Source organism: Micromonospora sp. NPDC049529, assembly GCF_055586685.1.
This window is the reverse complement of the sequence record NZ_JBVJHT010000003.1, coordinates 252,101-265,769: the sequence shown is the minus strand read 5'-3', so window position 1 is coordinate 265,769 and position 13,669 is coordinate 252,101. Positions and strand designations below refer to the sequence as shown.

The window sequence follows — 13,669 nt, the reverse complement described above, 5'->3', positions numbered from 1 at the left end:
CCGGGCCCGGCGGTGAGGTGGTGAGGTGGTGCGAGCATCGCTGCTGGATGGCCTGGTCGTGACCTTGGAGCCGGGCGAGTGGTACGCGAAGTCCGGGGTGCTGGCCGCCACCCGCAAGACGATCCGGCTGGTCGGCGCCGACCGGATCCACGGCCGACAGGTCGGCGAGGGCGGCAGGCATCACGAGATCTGGGTGTCCGGCCACCAGGACGCGTGCGATGCCCACCCGTCGCACCCGCCCTGCGTCGCGGAGTACGTCGCGGTGGCTGCGGTGGAACGGGCCATCAGGGCGCACGGAAGCTGGAGCGGGCCGTGAGCCAGGACGAACCGCTCACCCCAGCGGCGCTCTGGTGGGCGGCGACCCGGACCATCGACGGGCACCTCGGTGAGCGCCGGTGCCCGCAGTGCCGGCCGGACGGGTGTGAGCAGTTGGCCTGGGCGCTCCGACAGCGGGCCGGCGGCAAGGCGGGCGAGATGGTACCGATCCTGCTCGCCGCCGCGACCCCGTGACCGCCGCCGAGCCGGACCGGACGCTGACGAAGGTCACGGTCAACCTCAACCCACGCGCGGTCGACGCCCTGGACGCGGCGTGCGCGCGAACCAGGGACACGAAGACGGACACGATCAACCGGGCGCTCGTCGTCTACCACCTGGTGCTCGACCTGGTGGAACGCGGCGGCGGGAGCCTCACCGTACGGAACACCGACGGTGACACCGAACGGGTGCACCTGCTCTGACCGGTCCGGCCGGCGGCAACCGGCACCGGACCGGATGAGGCCCCGGGGGGGGACCACCGTGGTCCGGGCCGTGTTCCAACTGTTACCCGGCGGCCGACGTGGGACGGTCCGAGGGCGCGGCGCAGCCAGCAGACGTGACGAGTGCGACGTTCGGCTGGATGGTGGGTCGTTACCAAGGCTGTGACCAGGGCGAACGCTAAGGTGCTGAAGATGGAGGCGGGCGGGTGCCTGGTGGTCCTCTCGGTCTTCAAAACCGATGCGGTCGAGCAACTCGGCCGGGCGGGTTCGATTCCCGTACGCCTCCGCCACAAGTTTTCGCAGGCCAGGCCCGTACGCCGGTGGTCTGAAGCGAACCGGACGGGCGGACCGCAACCCGCCGACGTCCGGGCCGTGTTACCGCCTCGTGACCAGATCGTTTGCGTCGCCGCACGTCAGGTCCCCTACAGTTGCGTAACCAAAGCAGACTGGGGCCCACACAGGGGGCCACAGACCAGACAGGTGGGGGCATGACCGCGGCGACCGACCAACCGCTCATCAAGCTTGACGGGGTCAACAAATGGTTCGGCCCGCTCCATGTGCTGCACGACGTGAATCTCTCCGTCAACCGCGGTGAGGTGGTCGTCGTGATCGGGCCGTCCGGCTCGGGCAAGTCGACGCTCTGCCGTGCGATCAACCGCCTGGAGCCGATCAACTCGGGCACCATCGTCTTCGACGGCCAGCCGCTGCCGGCCGAGGGTCGGGCCCTGGCCCGCCTGCGCAGCGAGGTCGGCATGGTGTTCCAGTCGTTCAACCTCTTCGCGCACAAGACGATCCTGCAGAACGTCACGCTCGGTCCGGTGAAGGTACGCAAGGAGAAGCCGGCCGCCGCGCGCGAGCGCGCCCTGGCACTGCTGGACCGGGTCGGCATCGCCAACCAGGCCGACAAGTACCCGGCGCAGCTCTCCGGTGGACAGCAGCAGCGCGTGGCGATCGCCCGCGCCCTGGCGATGCAGCCCAAGGCGATGCTCTTCGACGAGCCGACCAGCGCCCTGGACCCGGAGATGGTCGGCGAGGTGCTGGACGTGATGACCTCGTTGGCCCGGGACGGGATGACGATGGTGGTGGTGACCCACGAGATGGGCTTCGCCCGGCACGCGGCGAACCGGGTCATCTTCATGGCCGACGGCCAGCTCGTCGAGGACGCTCCCCCGGAGGAGTTCTTCGCGAACCCCCGCAGTGAGCGGGCCAAGGACTTTCTGTCCAAGATCTTGACGCACTAGGGCGTCCAGTGTGGAGCGCCCCGGCCGGGGGCGACCGCTTCGTCGAAGAAGGAGATGTACATGCGTATCTCGCGAGTGGCCACGCTGGCCGCCGTCGCAGCCCTGACGCTGGGTGTTGCCGCGTGCGGTGGCGACGACAGTGACGGAACCGGTGCGGCACCGGAGGCGAAGAGCTTCGCCGCCGGCACCACCATGGAGAAGCTGAACAAGGCCCAGAAGATCGTCATCGGCACCAAGTTCGACCAGCCCGGCTTCGGCCTGAAGGGTCTGGACAACAAGCCGGCCGGCTTCGACGTGGAGATCGGCAAGATCATCGCGGATGAGCTCGGCATCCCGGAGAGCAAGATCGAATACATCGAGACCCCGTCGGCCGTCCGCGAGGAGGTCCTGGAGCAGGGCAAGGCCGACATCGTGGTGGCGACGTACACCATCAACGACAAGCGCAAGGAGCGGATCGACTTCGCCGGTCCGTACTACGTCGCCGGTCAGCACATCATGGTCAAGGCGGACGACACCAGCATCACCGGCCCGGACTCGTTCAAGACCAGCGGCAAGAAGGTCTGCTCGGTCGCGGGTTCGACGCCCGCCGCGAACATCGAGAAGTACCTGGCCGACAAGGTCGCCCAGCTGGTGGTCTTCGACGTCTACCAGAAGTGCGTGGACGCCCTGACCGGCGGCCAGGTCGACGCCGTCACCACCGACAACGTCATCCTCACCGGCTTCATCGCCAAGAACGAGGGCAAGTTCAAGCTCGCCGGCCAGAAGTTCACCGACGAGCCGTACGGCATCGGGGTCAAGAAGGGCGACACCGCCTTCCGTGACTTCATCAACGACACCCTTGAGAAGATCTACACCGACGGCCGTTACGCCAAGGCGTGGACCGACACCGCGGGCAAGTTCGACTCGGCCGTACCGACCGGCCCGAGCATCAACCGGTACTGAGTTTCCCCTGGTACCGCGTTACGGCCGGTACTGAGTTTCACCGCTGGAGCTGGAGGGTGACCATGAGAGAGGCCTGTCCGTGAGTGTGCTCGTCGACAACTTCGACGTCTTCGCCGGAGGACTCTGGGTCACCCTCCAGCTCTGCGTGTTTTCCGCGATCGGTGCCCTACTGATCGGCACCCTCGTGGCGGTCCTGCGGATCTCGCCGGTGCCACCTCTGCAGTGGATCGGCACGGCGTACGTGACGGTGTTCCGCAACTGTCCGCTGACGATCGTGCTCTTCTTCTCCGCCTTCGTCCTGCCGGCACTGGGATCGAACGGCGACTTTCTCCGGATTCCGGGGCTGAGCTCGATCTCCACCCGGCTCGGCAACGAACTGCCGTACTTCCGGTTCGTGATCATCGCGCTGAGCCTCTACACCGCCGCCTTCGTCTGCGAGGCGATCCGCAGCGGCATCAACGCGGTCTCGCCCGGCCAGGCCGAGGCCGCCCGGGCGATCGGCCTGACGTTCACCCAGAACCTGCGGCTGGTCGTCCTGCCGCAGGCGTGGAAGTCGGCGATCGTGCCGCTGGGCAGCGTCATCATCGCAATGATCAAGAATTCCGCGCTGGCCGGCTTCTTCGGCGTGACCGGCGACCTCACCAGCTCCGGCACGAACCTGACCAGTCAGGCCGGTGAGGCGATCATCCCGGTCTTCATCGGCATCAGCATCGGCTTCCTGCTGCTGACCGTGCCGCTCGGCCTCCTGCTGGACCGGGTCGAGCGACGACGGGCGGTCGGCGTCCGATGAACGAGCGAAACATCGAGCGGTACGCGACGCACGGCGAGGACGCGGCATGAACCAGCAGCAGTCGGTGCTCTACGACAACCCCGGCCCCCGGGCCCGACGGTTGACCCTGATCGGCAGCGTCATCGCCGTCATCGGCGTCGCCGCCTTCGCCTACTTCCTCGTCTACCGGCCGCTGGACGAGAGCGGCCAGTTCACGATGGAAAAATGGGGACCGCTGGTCGACCCGGAGAACGAGGTCTTCTCGCTGGTCTGGGCCCGGATCCGGGACGGCTTCATCGCCACCCTCACCGCCGCCGGCCTGGCGATCGTCGGCTCACTGGTCGTCGGCCTCGCGCTGGCCGTCCTGCGGGTCCAGCTCAAGGCACTGCGCGAGCGGCGCTTCGTCGGCCTGCCCGCCCCGGCCGCGCTCGGACTGCGGGTGCTGAGCTGGGTGCTCAACACGATCACCCGGTTCTGCGTCGAGGTCTTCCGGGGCCTCCCGGTCGTGATCACCATCTTCTTCGTGGCGACCGCCCTGCCCGACGTCGGCGTCGACCTCGGCGACCGGCTCTGGTACCTGGTGATCGGCCTGACCATCTACAACAGCGTGGTGATCGGCGAGATCATGCGCTCCGGGATGGAGGGGCTGCCCGGCGGGCAACGCGAGGCGGCCCTGGCCTGCGGCCTCAGCTCGTTCCAGATCACCCGCATGATCCTGCTGCCGCAGGCGCTGCGGATCATGCTGCCGGCGCTGATCAGCCAACTGGTGGTGGTCCTCAAGGACACCTCGCTCGGCTTCATCATCGGCTACGAGGAGGTGCTCCGGGTCAGTGCGTTCCTCATCGGCAACCTGGAGAACCCGATCCAGGTGTACGCCGTGGTCGGCGCCATCTACATCCTGCTCAACTACCTGCTCTCCAAGCTCGCCGAGTACGTCCAACGGCGACTCGCCCGGGGCCGCAAGACCAAGGGTCTGCCCCCGATCAACATCATGACGCCGGCCCGTGCCGGCGCCGACGGGAGCGCGGGAGCCGCCTGAGCGGGATCACCCACCACCGAACCCGGGTCCAGCCCTCCGGCTGACCCGGGTTCGTTCGTATGCCGGGGTGGTGCCCGTCCGGTCAGCGGGCGATCTCGGTGACCCGGGACTCGCGTACGACGGTGACCCGGATCTGACCCGGATAGGTCAGCTCCTCCTCGATCTGCTTGGCCACGTCACGGGCCAGCACCGCCGCACCGATGTCGTCGACGTCGTCCGGCTTCACCATCACCCGGATCTCCCGACCCGCCTGCATGGCGAAGACCTTCTCCACCCCGGACTTGCCGCCGGCGATCTCCTCGATCCGCTCCAGGCGCTTGACGTACGCCTCCAGGCTCTCCCGGCGCGCACCCGGCCGACCACCGGAGCAGGCATCCGACGCCTGGGTCAGCACCGCCTCGATGGTCTGCGGCTGCACCTCGTTGTGGTGCGCCTCGATCGCGTGCACGACCTCGTCGGACTCCCCGTACTTGCGGGCCAGGTCGGCGCCGATCAGCGCGTGGCTGCCCTCCACCTCGTGGGTGAGCGCCTTGCCGATGTCGTGCAGGAACGCACACCGCTTGATCGTCGGGGCGTCCAGCCGCAGCTCGGCGGCCATGATGCCGGCGATGTGCGCGGTCTCGACCAGGTGCTTGAGCACGTTCTGCCCGTACGACGTCCGGTAGCGCAACCGACCGAGCAGGGTGACCAGCTCCGGGTGGATCTCGGTGATGCCGACCTCGACCAGGGCGTCCTCGGCGGCCCGCTGACAGAGCCGCTCCACCTCGTGCTTGGCGGTCTCGAAGACCTCCTCGATCCGGTGCGGGTGGATCCGGCCGTCCAGCACCAGCTTCTCCAGGGTGAGCCGGCCGATCTCCCGGCGTACCGGGTCGAAGCAGGAGAGCAGTACCGCCTCGGGGGTGTCGTCGATGATCAGGTTGACCCCGGTGACGGACTCGAAGGCGCGGATGTTGCGCCCCTCGCGGCCGATGATCCGGCCCTTCATCTCGTCGCCGGGCAGGTGCAGCACACTGACCACGCTTTCGGCGGTCTGCTCGCTGGCCACCCGCTGGATCGCGTCCACCACGATATGCCGGGCCCGCTGGTCGGCGGTGTTGCGCGCGTCGGCCTCGATGTCCCGGACCAGGAGCGCCGCCTCACGCTTGGCCTGCACCTCGATCGCCTCGACCAGCTCACCACGGGCCGCGTCGGCGGTCAGGCCGGCCACCCGTTCCAGTTCCCGTCGCCGCTGCTCCTCGGCCTCGACCAGGGTGGTCTCCCGGACGGCCAGCGCGGCCTCCCGTTCGGCCAGCTCGGTCGCCGCGGTGGTCAGCCGGCGTTCCCGCTCGGTGAGCCGCTCGACCTCCTCGGTGTGCAGCCGCTCCCGCTCGTCCATCCTGGCCGCCCGTCGTTCGAGCTCGACGGCCTGTTCCTTGATCGTGGCGGCGAGCGAGGCGATCTCCCGCTCGCCGCTGCGCCGGGCCGCGGTGCGGACCTGCTCGGCGTCGGTCTCGGCCTGACGGTGTGCCCGGTCGAGTACGGTGTCCGCCTCGACCCGGGCGGCGTCCAGCACCCGGCGGGCCTCGGCCCGTGCCGCGCTCGCCTCGGCCTTCGCGGCGGCGGCCTCGGCCCGTGCGGCGGCGGCAGCGGACTTCGCCGTGTCGACGGTCGTGTACGCCTCGTCGGCGGCGGACCGCAGCGCCGCGAGCGACTGCTCCTGGCGGTCCTTCTCGGCGACGAAGGCGGAGTCGTCCGGAGCCGGGCCGGTCCCGGTGAGACCGATCCGGCGCAGTGCCCGTGCGCCCAGCACCAGAGCGGCCAGTACGAGGACGGCGAGCACCGCGATCGCGACGAGCAACCCCCATTCGAGCGCGCTCATGCCGACGCCCCACAGCGACTCGTACCGATGTCCCCGCGCCGCCCGGTCATGGCCGCCTCCCCTCACCGCCCGGCGCCGGAGGGTCCGCCCTCCTGATGACGCGCCCTACGGCTGTCGAGACGCCCGACCGAGGCGGCTGGCCGAGGATAGGTTCCATCGGCGGTGTGTTGGTACACCGCCGATGACCGGGAACCGTGTTCGTGACGTCACCGGAACCGGCCTGTCCGGTGACGCGCTATCTGGCCCCTGAACTGGCCAAAGTGATGCCGTACTGTTACGCGATCTATGTTGTGCGTTTAGCCTGCGATGGTCGGGCAGTCTCACCTGTAACGCGAGGCTAGGTCGCGAGGGGCCCTTCGGTCAAGGACTCATGATCCAGCATGAGTCGGACGTACGGCACACGGATGCCTACCCGCAGCTCATGACGGGTGGGGCATACCCGGACGAGCCGGCCGGCCGAAGGCCCTCGGGAAGCCCGGCCCGGCGGTTGCCGCCGCCGGGCGGGACGTCCGATGCCGCTACTCCCCCGCGCGGCTGTCCCGGTCGAGCTCGGACTCGGCGTCGGCGAGCGCGTCCGGGTCGATGTACTCGGCGAACTCGGCCGCCTCGGCGCTCTGCGCCGCCAACGCGTCCTTCACCGCCCGGATCGCCACGCCGGGCGGATAGCCCTTGCGGGCGAGCATGGCCACCAGCCGGCGGAACACCGCGTCCGGCGTGCCCCGTGCGGTCCGCAGCTTGCGATCCACCAGCGTGCGGGCGGTCTCACCCTCGGTCGTCTCGTCCAGCTCACCGAGCGCCTCGATGGCGATGTCACGGTCGACGCCCCGCTGGCGCAGCTCGTTGGCCAGCGCCCGGCGGGCCAGACCCCGTCCCTGGTGGCGACTGGTGACCCAGGCCCGCGCGAAGGCGGCGTCGTCGATGATGCCGACCTCGTCGTACCGGTCGAGCACCTGGTGGGCGACCTCCTCGCTGATGCCCCGTCGGGCGAGCGCGGTCGCCAGTTCGGCCCGGGTACGCGGGCGCACGGCCAGCTGACGCAGGCAGATCTCGCGAGCCACCTCCCCCTCGTCGCGGGGCGGCCCGGCAGCGGCGGCGTCCCCGCCGCGCCCACGCCGTCGGCCGTCGGCCCCACCCGGCCGTTCCGAGCCGGACCCGGTGCCGGTCTGTCCTGGCGACGCCGAGGCGCCCTCCGGCCAGCCCTGGTCGTCCTCGGACCAGCCGGCCGGACCGGCGTCACCGATCGACTCGAAGCCACCGGTCGAATCGGCGTTCGCGGCACGCCCCCGCCGCGAACGCCCCACGGTCCCGCCACCCGATCGGGGCGGTGCGGCATCCCAGCCACGCCCCGACCTGGCCCCTCGTCGTCCCACCATGATGAAGAGGAAGACTCAGCGACCGGTCAGAAATCCACCGGCGGCAGCTCCGGGCCACCAGCGGCGTCGCTCGCGCTGACCCCGACGCCGAGCTTCTCCAGGATCTTCTTCTCGATCTCGGCCGCCACGTCCGGGTTCTCCTTGAGGAACTCCCGGGCCTTCTCCTTGCCCTGGCCGAGCTGGTCACCGTCGTAGGTGTACCAGGCGCCGGACTTGCGGATGATCGTCTGCTCCACGCCGACGTCGATCAGCGAGCCCTCGCGGGAGATGCCCTTGCCGTACATGATGTCGAACTCGGCCTGCTTGAACGGCGCGGCGACCTTGTTCTTCACCACCTTGACCCTGGTCCGGTTACCGACCACGTCGGTGCCGTCCTTGAGGCTCTCGATCCGGCGCACGTCGAGCCGGACCGACGCGTAGAACTTCAGCGCCCGGCCACCGGTGGTGGTCTCCGGGCTGCCGAACATGACACCGATCTTCTCCCGGAGCTGGTTGATGAAGATCGCGGTGGTGTTGGTGTTGCTGAGCACACCGGTGATCTTCCGCAGCGCCTGGCTCATCAGCCGGGCCTGGAGGCCCACGTGGCTGTCGCCCATCTCGCCCTCGATCTCGGCCCGGGGGACCAGTGCGGCCACCGAGTCGATCACGATGATGTCCAGCGCGCCGGAGCGGATCAGCATGTCCGCGATCTCCAGCGCCTGCTCACCGGTGTCGGGCTGGGAGACCAGCATCGCGTCGGTGTCGACCCCGAGCGCCTTGGCGTATTCCGGGTCGAGCGCGTGCTCGGCGTCGATGAAGGCCGCGATGCCGCCGGCCCGCTGGGCGCTCGCCACCGCGTGCAGCGCGACGGTGGTCTTACCGCTGCTCTCCGGGCCGTAGATCTCGACCACCCGGCCGCGCGGCAGACCGCCCACGCCGAGTGCCACGTCAAGTGCGATCGAGCCGGTCGGGATAACGGCCATCTGGATCTGCGGCCGTTCGCCCAGCCGCATCACCGAGCCCTTACCGAACTGCTTGTCGATCTGAGCGAGAGCAAGGTCTAGAGCCTTCTCCCGGTCAGGTCCTGGCGCCATGGTTGCCACCCCTGCCTTCGCCGGCTTTGCTGAACTTTTCGTCACGCGGACACGCTAGGCGCTAGGTCCGACAGAAAACAGCCGACCGGCCGTGAGCTGTGGACGAGCACCTCGCTGTGGACAATAGCCGAACAGGTGTACGACTGCGCCCACGACACGCCACAAGGCCGTAACAGCAGCTCAGCGTAGTCGGGCCGGCACTCGATCGGGGTACGCGGCGACCACCGCGCGCCAGACGACCACCGTCGCCTCACCCTCGGCGAGCGCCTGCTCGACCGTCCGGCCACCCAACTGGGACAGCACCTGATCGGCGGCGATGCTGGTCGCGTACGCCGGGCCGAACACCTGCTCCAGCCGCGTCCAGAAATCCGTCAGCCGCACCGACCCGACCCCCTCGCGTCCACCGGACCCGACGCGGACGCCGGATCGCCGCGCCACCACCCGCCGGCGCCGACCGCCAACGCTAGCGCCACCGGTACCGCCACCGCGAACGGGTGCGACCCGACACCGGCTGCCGACGCAGGTGCCCGCTCAGACGAGCGCCCCGGCGGCCACGGTCAGGTCGGCGACCAGGCCGGCGTACGCGTCGTCCCGGTCGTCGGCGCGCAGCACCGCCGACGGGTGGATGGTGGCCAGCAGACGGGTCGGTCCGACCGGCCCCTTCGCGGTGGCAGGCGAGCGGGTGAAGTCCTCCGGCCGCTGGGCCGACTCGGGCCACGGCAGCAGCACCCCACGGTCGCGGGTGACCCGGAACGCCGGGCCGAGCAGCGACTTCGCCGCGATCGCGCCGAGCACCACGACGACCTCCGGGCGCAGTACGGCGAACTCGGCGACCAGCCAGGGCCGGCAGGCGACGATGTGCACCTGGTCCGGTGTCTGGTGCAGCCGCCGCTTGCCGCGCATCGTGAACCGGAAGTGCTTGACCGCGTTGGTCAGGTAGAGCTGTCCCGGGTCCAGGCCGGCGTCGTCGACCGCCCGGCGCAGCACCCGGCCGGCCGGACCGACGAACGGCACCCCTTCCTTGTCCTCGACGTCGCCGGGCTGCTCACCGACCATGACCATCCGGGCGTGGGCGGCGCCCCGGCCGAAGACCGTCTGGTTCGCCTCGTGGAACAGGTCGCAGCCCTCGCAGGAGGTCGCGGCCGTACGCAGCGCGGTCAGGCTCTTCGCGCCGGTCGGGATGAACTCCCGTGCACCGGGGGCGGTCCGGGTCTGCGCCATGCAACCTCTTCTACCCCGGCCGACCGCGCTCATGCGCCGGGTCCCGCACACCCGTGGGCGGGTCAGGCACCGGGTCCCGCACGCGCGTGGGCGGGTCAGGCGCCGAACGGTGCGGGTGCGCCGGGGTCGGTCACCCGCAGCAGCGCGTCGGCCAGCGGCTCGATGTCGCCGTCGGCGAGCGGGCTGATGGTGATCCGGACGGCCGGTCCGGTGGCGAGCCGGTAGAGCGAGCCGGGCGCGACCGCGTAACCGGCGTCGCGCAGACCGGTCACCGCGCGGATCTCGTCCGGCACCGGCACCCAGACGTTGATCCCGCTGCGGCCGTGCGCGGTCAGCCCCCGCCGGGCCAACGCCGCCCGCAGGCCCTCCCGCCGCCGCTGGTAACTCTCGCCGGCCTCGGCCACCCCGGCGGCCACCTCCGGATCCCGCCAGAGCCGGATGGCGAGCCGTTGCAGCAGGGTGGAGACCCAACCGGCACCGACCCGCATCCGGCCGGCCACCCGGGCCACCGTCGCCTCGTCCCCGGCGAGCACCGCCAGGCGCAGGTCCGGGCCGTACGGCTTGCTGGTCGATCGGACGAACGCCCAGCTCCGGGTCGTCCCGGCGAGGCTGTGCAGCGGCGTCGCGGCCAGTTCGGCGGCGTGGTCGTCCTCGATCAGCAGCAGGTCGTGGTGGGCAGCGAGCAGGTCACGCAGGATCGCCGCCCGGTCTGCGGTGACCACCGCCCCGGTCGGGTTCTGCGCCCGGCTGGTGACCACCAGCGCCCGTACGCCGAGGGTCAGCGCGGCCCGTACGCCGGCCGGGGTGGGGCCGTCGTCGTCGACCGGTACGCCGACCGGCCGGAAGCCCAGCGCGGCGACCAGGTCGAGCAGGTTGGCCCAGCCCGGGTCCTCGACCCCGACCGGGTCACCGGGGCGCAGGCGGGCGGTGAGCAGCCGTTCGATGCCGTCGAGGGCACCACTGGTCACGGTGATCGAGTCGGTCGGCACCCCGTCGGCGCCGAGCCGCCGCCCGGCGAGGTCGACCAGTTCGGGCAGTACCCCGGCGTCGCCGTAGCCGATCGGGGTGCCGCCGACGTGGGCGAGGGCGGCCAGGTGCGGGCCGAACGCGGGCAGCAGTCGGTGGTCGGGCTCGCCGGTGGACAGGTCGAGCGCCCCGGCCACCGGGGGCAGCCGGAACGCCGAGCGGGACGCGGCGACCGGTGGGCGGGGCCGGATCCGGGTGCCGTTGCGTCCGGCGGTCTCCACCAGCCCGCGCTGGCGCAGCGCCTGGTACGCCTTGGCGACCGTGGCCGGGCTGACGGCGAGTTGTCCGGCCAGGGTCCGGACCGCCGGCAGGGCGGCACCGGCGGGCAGGGCTCCGACGCGTACGCCGGTTTCGACGCTGGCCGAAATCTCGGCTGCCGTACCACCCTCGATCTGATAATGTGCTGCCACAGTTTTTGGATTGTACTAGAACAATTGGGGAGGCGCCAGGTGTACCAGCCGACGGAACGGACCACGCCCAACCGGAACCGTGACCGGATGAACTACCAGCGGGACACCGTGCACGCGATCCTGGACGAGGCGTACCACTGCACCCTCGCTTTCACCGTCGACGGCGAGCCGAGACTCCTGCCCACCCTGCACGTACGCGTCGACGACACGGTCTACCTGCACGGCTCCACCGGCAGCCGGCCGCTGCTCGCCGCCCGGGGACCGGACGGGCTGCCGGTCTGCCTCGGCGTCACCCTGCTCGACGGGCTCGTCTACGGCCGGTCCCAGTTCCACCACAGCGCCAACTACCGCTCGGTGGTCGCGCACGGCACCGCCCACCTGGTCACCGACGCCGCCGAGAAGCTGGCCGCGATGACCGCGCTGGTGGAGAAGGTCGGCCGGGGTCGGGCCGCCGACAGCCGCCCGCCGACCCGACGGGAACTGGCCGAGACGGCGGTGCTGGCGCTGCCGCTGCGAGAGGTCTCGGTCCGGGCCCGGACCGGGCCGGTGATCGACGAGCCCGAGGACTACACCCTTCCGCACTGGGCCGGGGTGCTGCCGCTGCGGCAGGTCGCCGGGCCGGCCGAGCCGGACACCGGGGTCACCGCGCCGGTCCCCGACTACCTGCGCCCGCCCCGCTCGCCCTGGCACACCGCGACCCCGATGGCCGGCTCGCACGTACGGCTGGAACCGCTCGACCTCGCCCACACCGACGACCTGTACGCGGCCACCGACGACGCCGAGGTCTGGCGCCACCTGAGCAGCCCGCGCCCGGCGCACCGCGACGACCTGCGCGCGATCATCGCCGAGGCGCTGCACGCCCAGCACGCCGGAACCCGGGTGCCCTGGGTGCAGCGCGACGCCCGGACCGGCCGGATCGTCGGCAGCACCTCCTACTACGAGATCGACGAGGCCCGGCGGACGGTGGCGATCGGGCACACCTTCCTCGGTCCGGCGAGCTGGCGTACCGGGATCAACACCGAGGCCAAGCTGCTCCTGCTCGGCCGGGCCTTCGACGAACTGGGCGCGGAGCGGGTGGTCTGGCACACCGACATCCGCAACGAGCGCTCCCAGCGGGCGATCGAACGCCTCGGCGCGCAGCGCGAAGGGGTGCTGCGGCGGCACCGGCAACGGCCGGACGGCTCGTGGCGGGACACCGTGGTCTACTCCATGATCGCGCAGGAGTGGCCAAAGGCACAGCTCACGCTCCGGAATTCGCTTCGCCCGCCGGCACCGCTGGGGTGATGATGACGCCCGTGCTGGGGATCACCGACATCTGGACCTATGTGCTGGGCACCGTCGCCATCGTGCTGCTGCCCGGACCGAACTCGCTCTTCGTGCTCTCCTCCGCCGCCAAACGCGGGGTACGGGTCGGCTACCAGGCGGCCGCCGGGGTGTTCCTCGGCGACACCGTACTGATGGTGCTCTCCGCCGCCGGGGTGGCGTCGTTGCTGAAGGCGTACCCGCCGATCTTCATGGTGATCAAGTACGGCGGTGCGGCGTACCTCGGTTATGTGGGGTTGACCATGCTGCGCGGCGCGTGGCGACGCTGGCGGGTCCGCAACGACCCGGGCGCACCCCGGCTGATCGACGGGGCCGAGTCGGCCCCGGAGCGCAACCCGTTCCGGCGGGCGGCCGTGATCAGCCTGCTGAACCCGAAGGCGATCCTCTTCTTCATCTCCTTCTTCATCCAGTTCGTCGACCCGACCTACCCCTACCCGGCGCTCTCCTTCCTGCTGCTCGGGGTGATCGCGCAGGTCGCCAGCGTGCTCTACCTGACCGTGCTGATCCTGACCGGCACCTACCTGGCCGCCCAGTTCCGCCGTCGCCGCCGGCTGGCCGCGGCGATGACCACCGGCGTCGGTGTCCTCTTCCTCGGCTTCGGCCTCAAGCTCGCCACCGCCAGCGGCTGAGCCGCACTGT

General features: G+C 70.8%; 15 protein-coding genes and 1 tRNA gene. 10 read left to right on the top strand and 6 right to left on the bottom strand.

Annotation, left to right across the window (positions count from 1 at the left end; all coding sequences use genetic code 11):
* Nucleotides 1-25: 25 nt before the first annotated feature.
* The 8 genes from ACZ6QQ_RS06465 to ACZ6QQ_RS06430 all read left to right on the top strand — a co-directional run bounded on the left by ACZ6QQ_RS06465 (nt 26) and on the right by ACZ6QQ_RS06430 (nt 4,746).
* Nucleotides 26-316, top strand: coding sequence for a hypothetical protein (locus tag ACZ6QQ_RS06465; protein ID WP_465874813.1), 291 nt, complete (start codon nt 26-28; stop codon nt 314-316).
* Complete coding sequence (locus ACZ6QQ_RS06460; RefSeq protein WP_465874812.1) at nt 313-510, top strand: hypothetical protein; 198 nt, start codon at nt 313-315, stop codon at nt 508-510. The genes ACZ6QQ_RS06465 and ACZ6QQ_RS06460 overlap by 4 nt, the downstream gene beginning before the upstream one ends.
* Nucleotides 507-737, top strand: a complete 231-nt coding sequence (locus ACZ6QQ_RS06455) for a hypothetical protein (protein WP_465874811.1) — start codon at nt 507-509, stop codon at nt 735-737. Before ACZ6QQ_RS06460 ends, ACZ6QQ_RS06455 begins: the two co-directional genes overlap by 4 nt.
* Nucleotides 738-949: 212 nt before the next feature.
* Nucleotides 950-1,045: transfer RNA gene (locus ACZ6QQ_RS06450), tRNA-Sec, on the top strand.
* A gap of 198 nt (nt 1,046-1,243) precedes the next feature.
* Nucleotides 1,244-1,996 (top strand): amino acid ABC transporter ATP-binding protein, encoded by a 753-nt coding sequence (locus tag ACZ6QQ_RS06445; protein WP_465874810.1) that lies wholly within the window; start codon nt 1,244-1,246, stop codon nt 1,994-1,996.
* 60 nt (nt 1,997-2,056) lie between these two features.
* A complete protein-coding gene (locus ACZ6QQ_RS06440) occupies nt 2,057-2,938 on the top strand; it encodes a glutamate ABC transporter substrate-binding protein (protein WP_465874809.1) in 882 nt (293 codons plus the stop codon).
* A 79-nt stretch (nt 2,939-3,017) separates the two neighbouring features.
* A complete protein-coding gene (locus ACZ6QQ_RS06435; protein ID WP_465874808.1) occupies nt 3,018-3,728 on the top strand; it encodes an amino acid ABC transporter permease in 711 nt (236 codons plus the stop codon).
* A 46-nt stretch (nt 3,729-3,774) separates the two neighbouring features.
* Complete coding sequence (locus ACZ6QQ_RS06430; protein ID WP_465874807.1) at nt 3,775-4,746, top strand: amino acid ABC transporter permease; 972 nt, start codon at nt 3,775-3,777, stop codon at nt 4,744-4,746.
* A gap of 82 nt (nt 4,747-4,828) precedes the next feature.
* Here ACZ6QQ_RS06430 and rny read toward each other — a convergent pair whose 3' ends face one another.
* The 6 genes from rny to ACZ6QQ_RS06400 all read right to left on the bottom strand — a co-directional run bounded on the left by rny (nt 4,829) and on the right by ACZ6QQ_RS06400 (nt 11,707).
* Nucleotides 4,829-6,604 carry a ribonuclease Y gene (gene rny / locus ACZ6QQ_RS06425; RefSeq protein ID WP_465874806.1) on the bottom strand — a complete coding sequence of 592 codons (1,776 nt, stop codon included), beginning with the start codon at nt 6,602-6,604 and terminating at the stop codon, nt 4,829-4,831.
* A gap of 518 nt (nt 6,605-7,122) precedes the next feature.
* Nucleotides 7,123-7,977 carry a regulatory protein RecX gene (locus ACZ6QQ_RS06420; protein WP_465874805.1) on the bottom strand — a complete coding sequence of 285 codons (855 nt, stop codon included), beginning with the start codon at nt 7,975-7,977 and terminating at the stop codon, nt 7,123-7,125.
* A gap of 26 nt (nt 7,978-8,003) precedes the next feature.
* Nucleotides 8,004-9,050, bottom strand: a complete 1,047-nt coding sequence (gene recA, locus ACZ6QQ_RS06415) for a recombinase RecA (RefSeq protein WP_465874804.1) — start codon at nt 9,048-9,050, stop codon at nt 8,004-8,006.
* Between the two features lie 180 nt (nt 9,051-9,230).
* On the bottom strand, nt 9,231-9,431 hold the full coding sequence (locus ACZ6QQ_RS06410; RefSeq protein ID WP_465874803.1) for a DUF3046 domain-containing protein: 201 nt from the start codon (nt 9,429-9,431) through the stop codon (nt 9,231-9,233).
* A 150-nt stretch (nt 9,432-9,581) separates the two neighbouring features.
* On the bottom strand, nt 9,582-10,271 hold the full coding sequence (locus tag ACZ6QQ_RS06405) for a UdgX family uracil-DNA binding protein (RefSeq protein WP_465874802.1): 690 nt from the start codon (nt 10,269-10,271) through the stop codon (nt 9,582-9,584).
* Between the two features lie 95 nt (nt 10,272-10,366).
* Nucleotides 10,367-11,707: an aminotransferase class I/II-fold pyridoxal phosphate-dependent enzyme gene (locus tag ACZ6QQ_RS06400; RefSeq protein WP_465874801.1), complete on the bottom strand. Its 1,341-nt coding sequence runs from the start codon at nt 11,705-11,707 to the stop codon at nt 10,367-10,369.
* A gap of 39 nt (nt 11,708-11,746) precedes the next feature.
* Here ACZ6QQ_RS06400 and ACZ6QQ_RS06395 point away from each other — a divergent pair, with 39 nt between their 5' ends.
* Nucleotides 11,747-12,991: a bifunctional pyridoxamine 5'-phosphate oxidase family protein/GNAT family N-acetyltransferase gene (locus ACZ6QQ_RS06395; RefSeq protein ID WP_465874800.1), complete on the top strand. Its 1,245-nt coding sequence runs from the start codon at nt 11,747-11,749 to the stop codon at nt 12,989-12,991.
* On the top strand, nt 12,991-13,659 hold the full coding sequence (leuE, locus tag ACZ6QQ_RS06390) for a leucine efflux protein LeuE (RefSeq protein ID WP_465874799.1): 669 nt from the start codon (nt 12,991-12,993) through the stop codon (nt 13,657-13,659). Before ACZ6QQ_RS06395 ends, leuE begins: the two co-directional genes overlap by 1 nt.
* Nucleotides 13,660-13,669 lie beyond the last annotated feature (10 nt).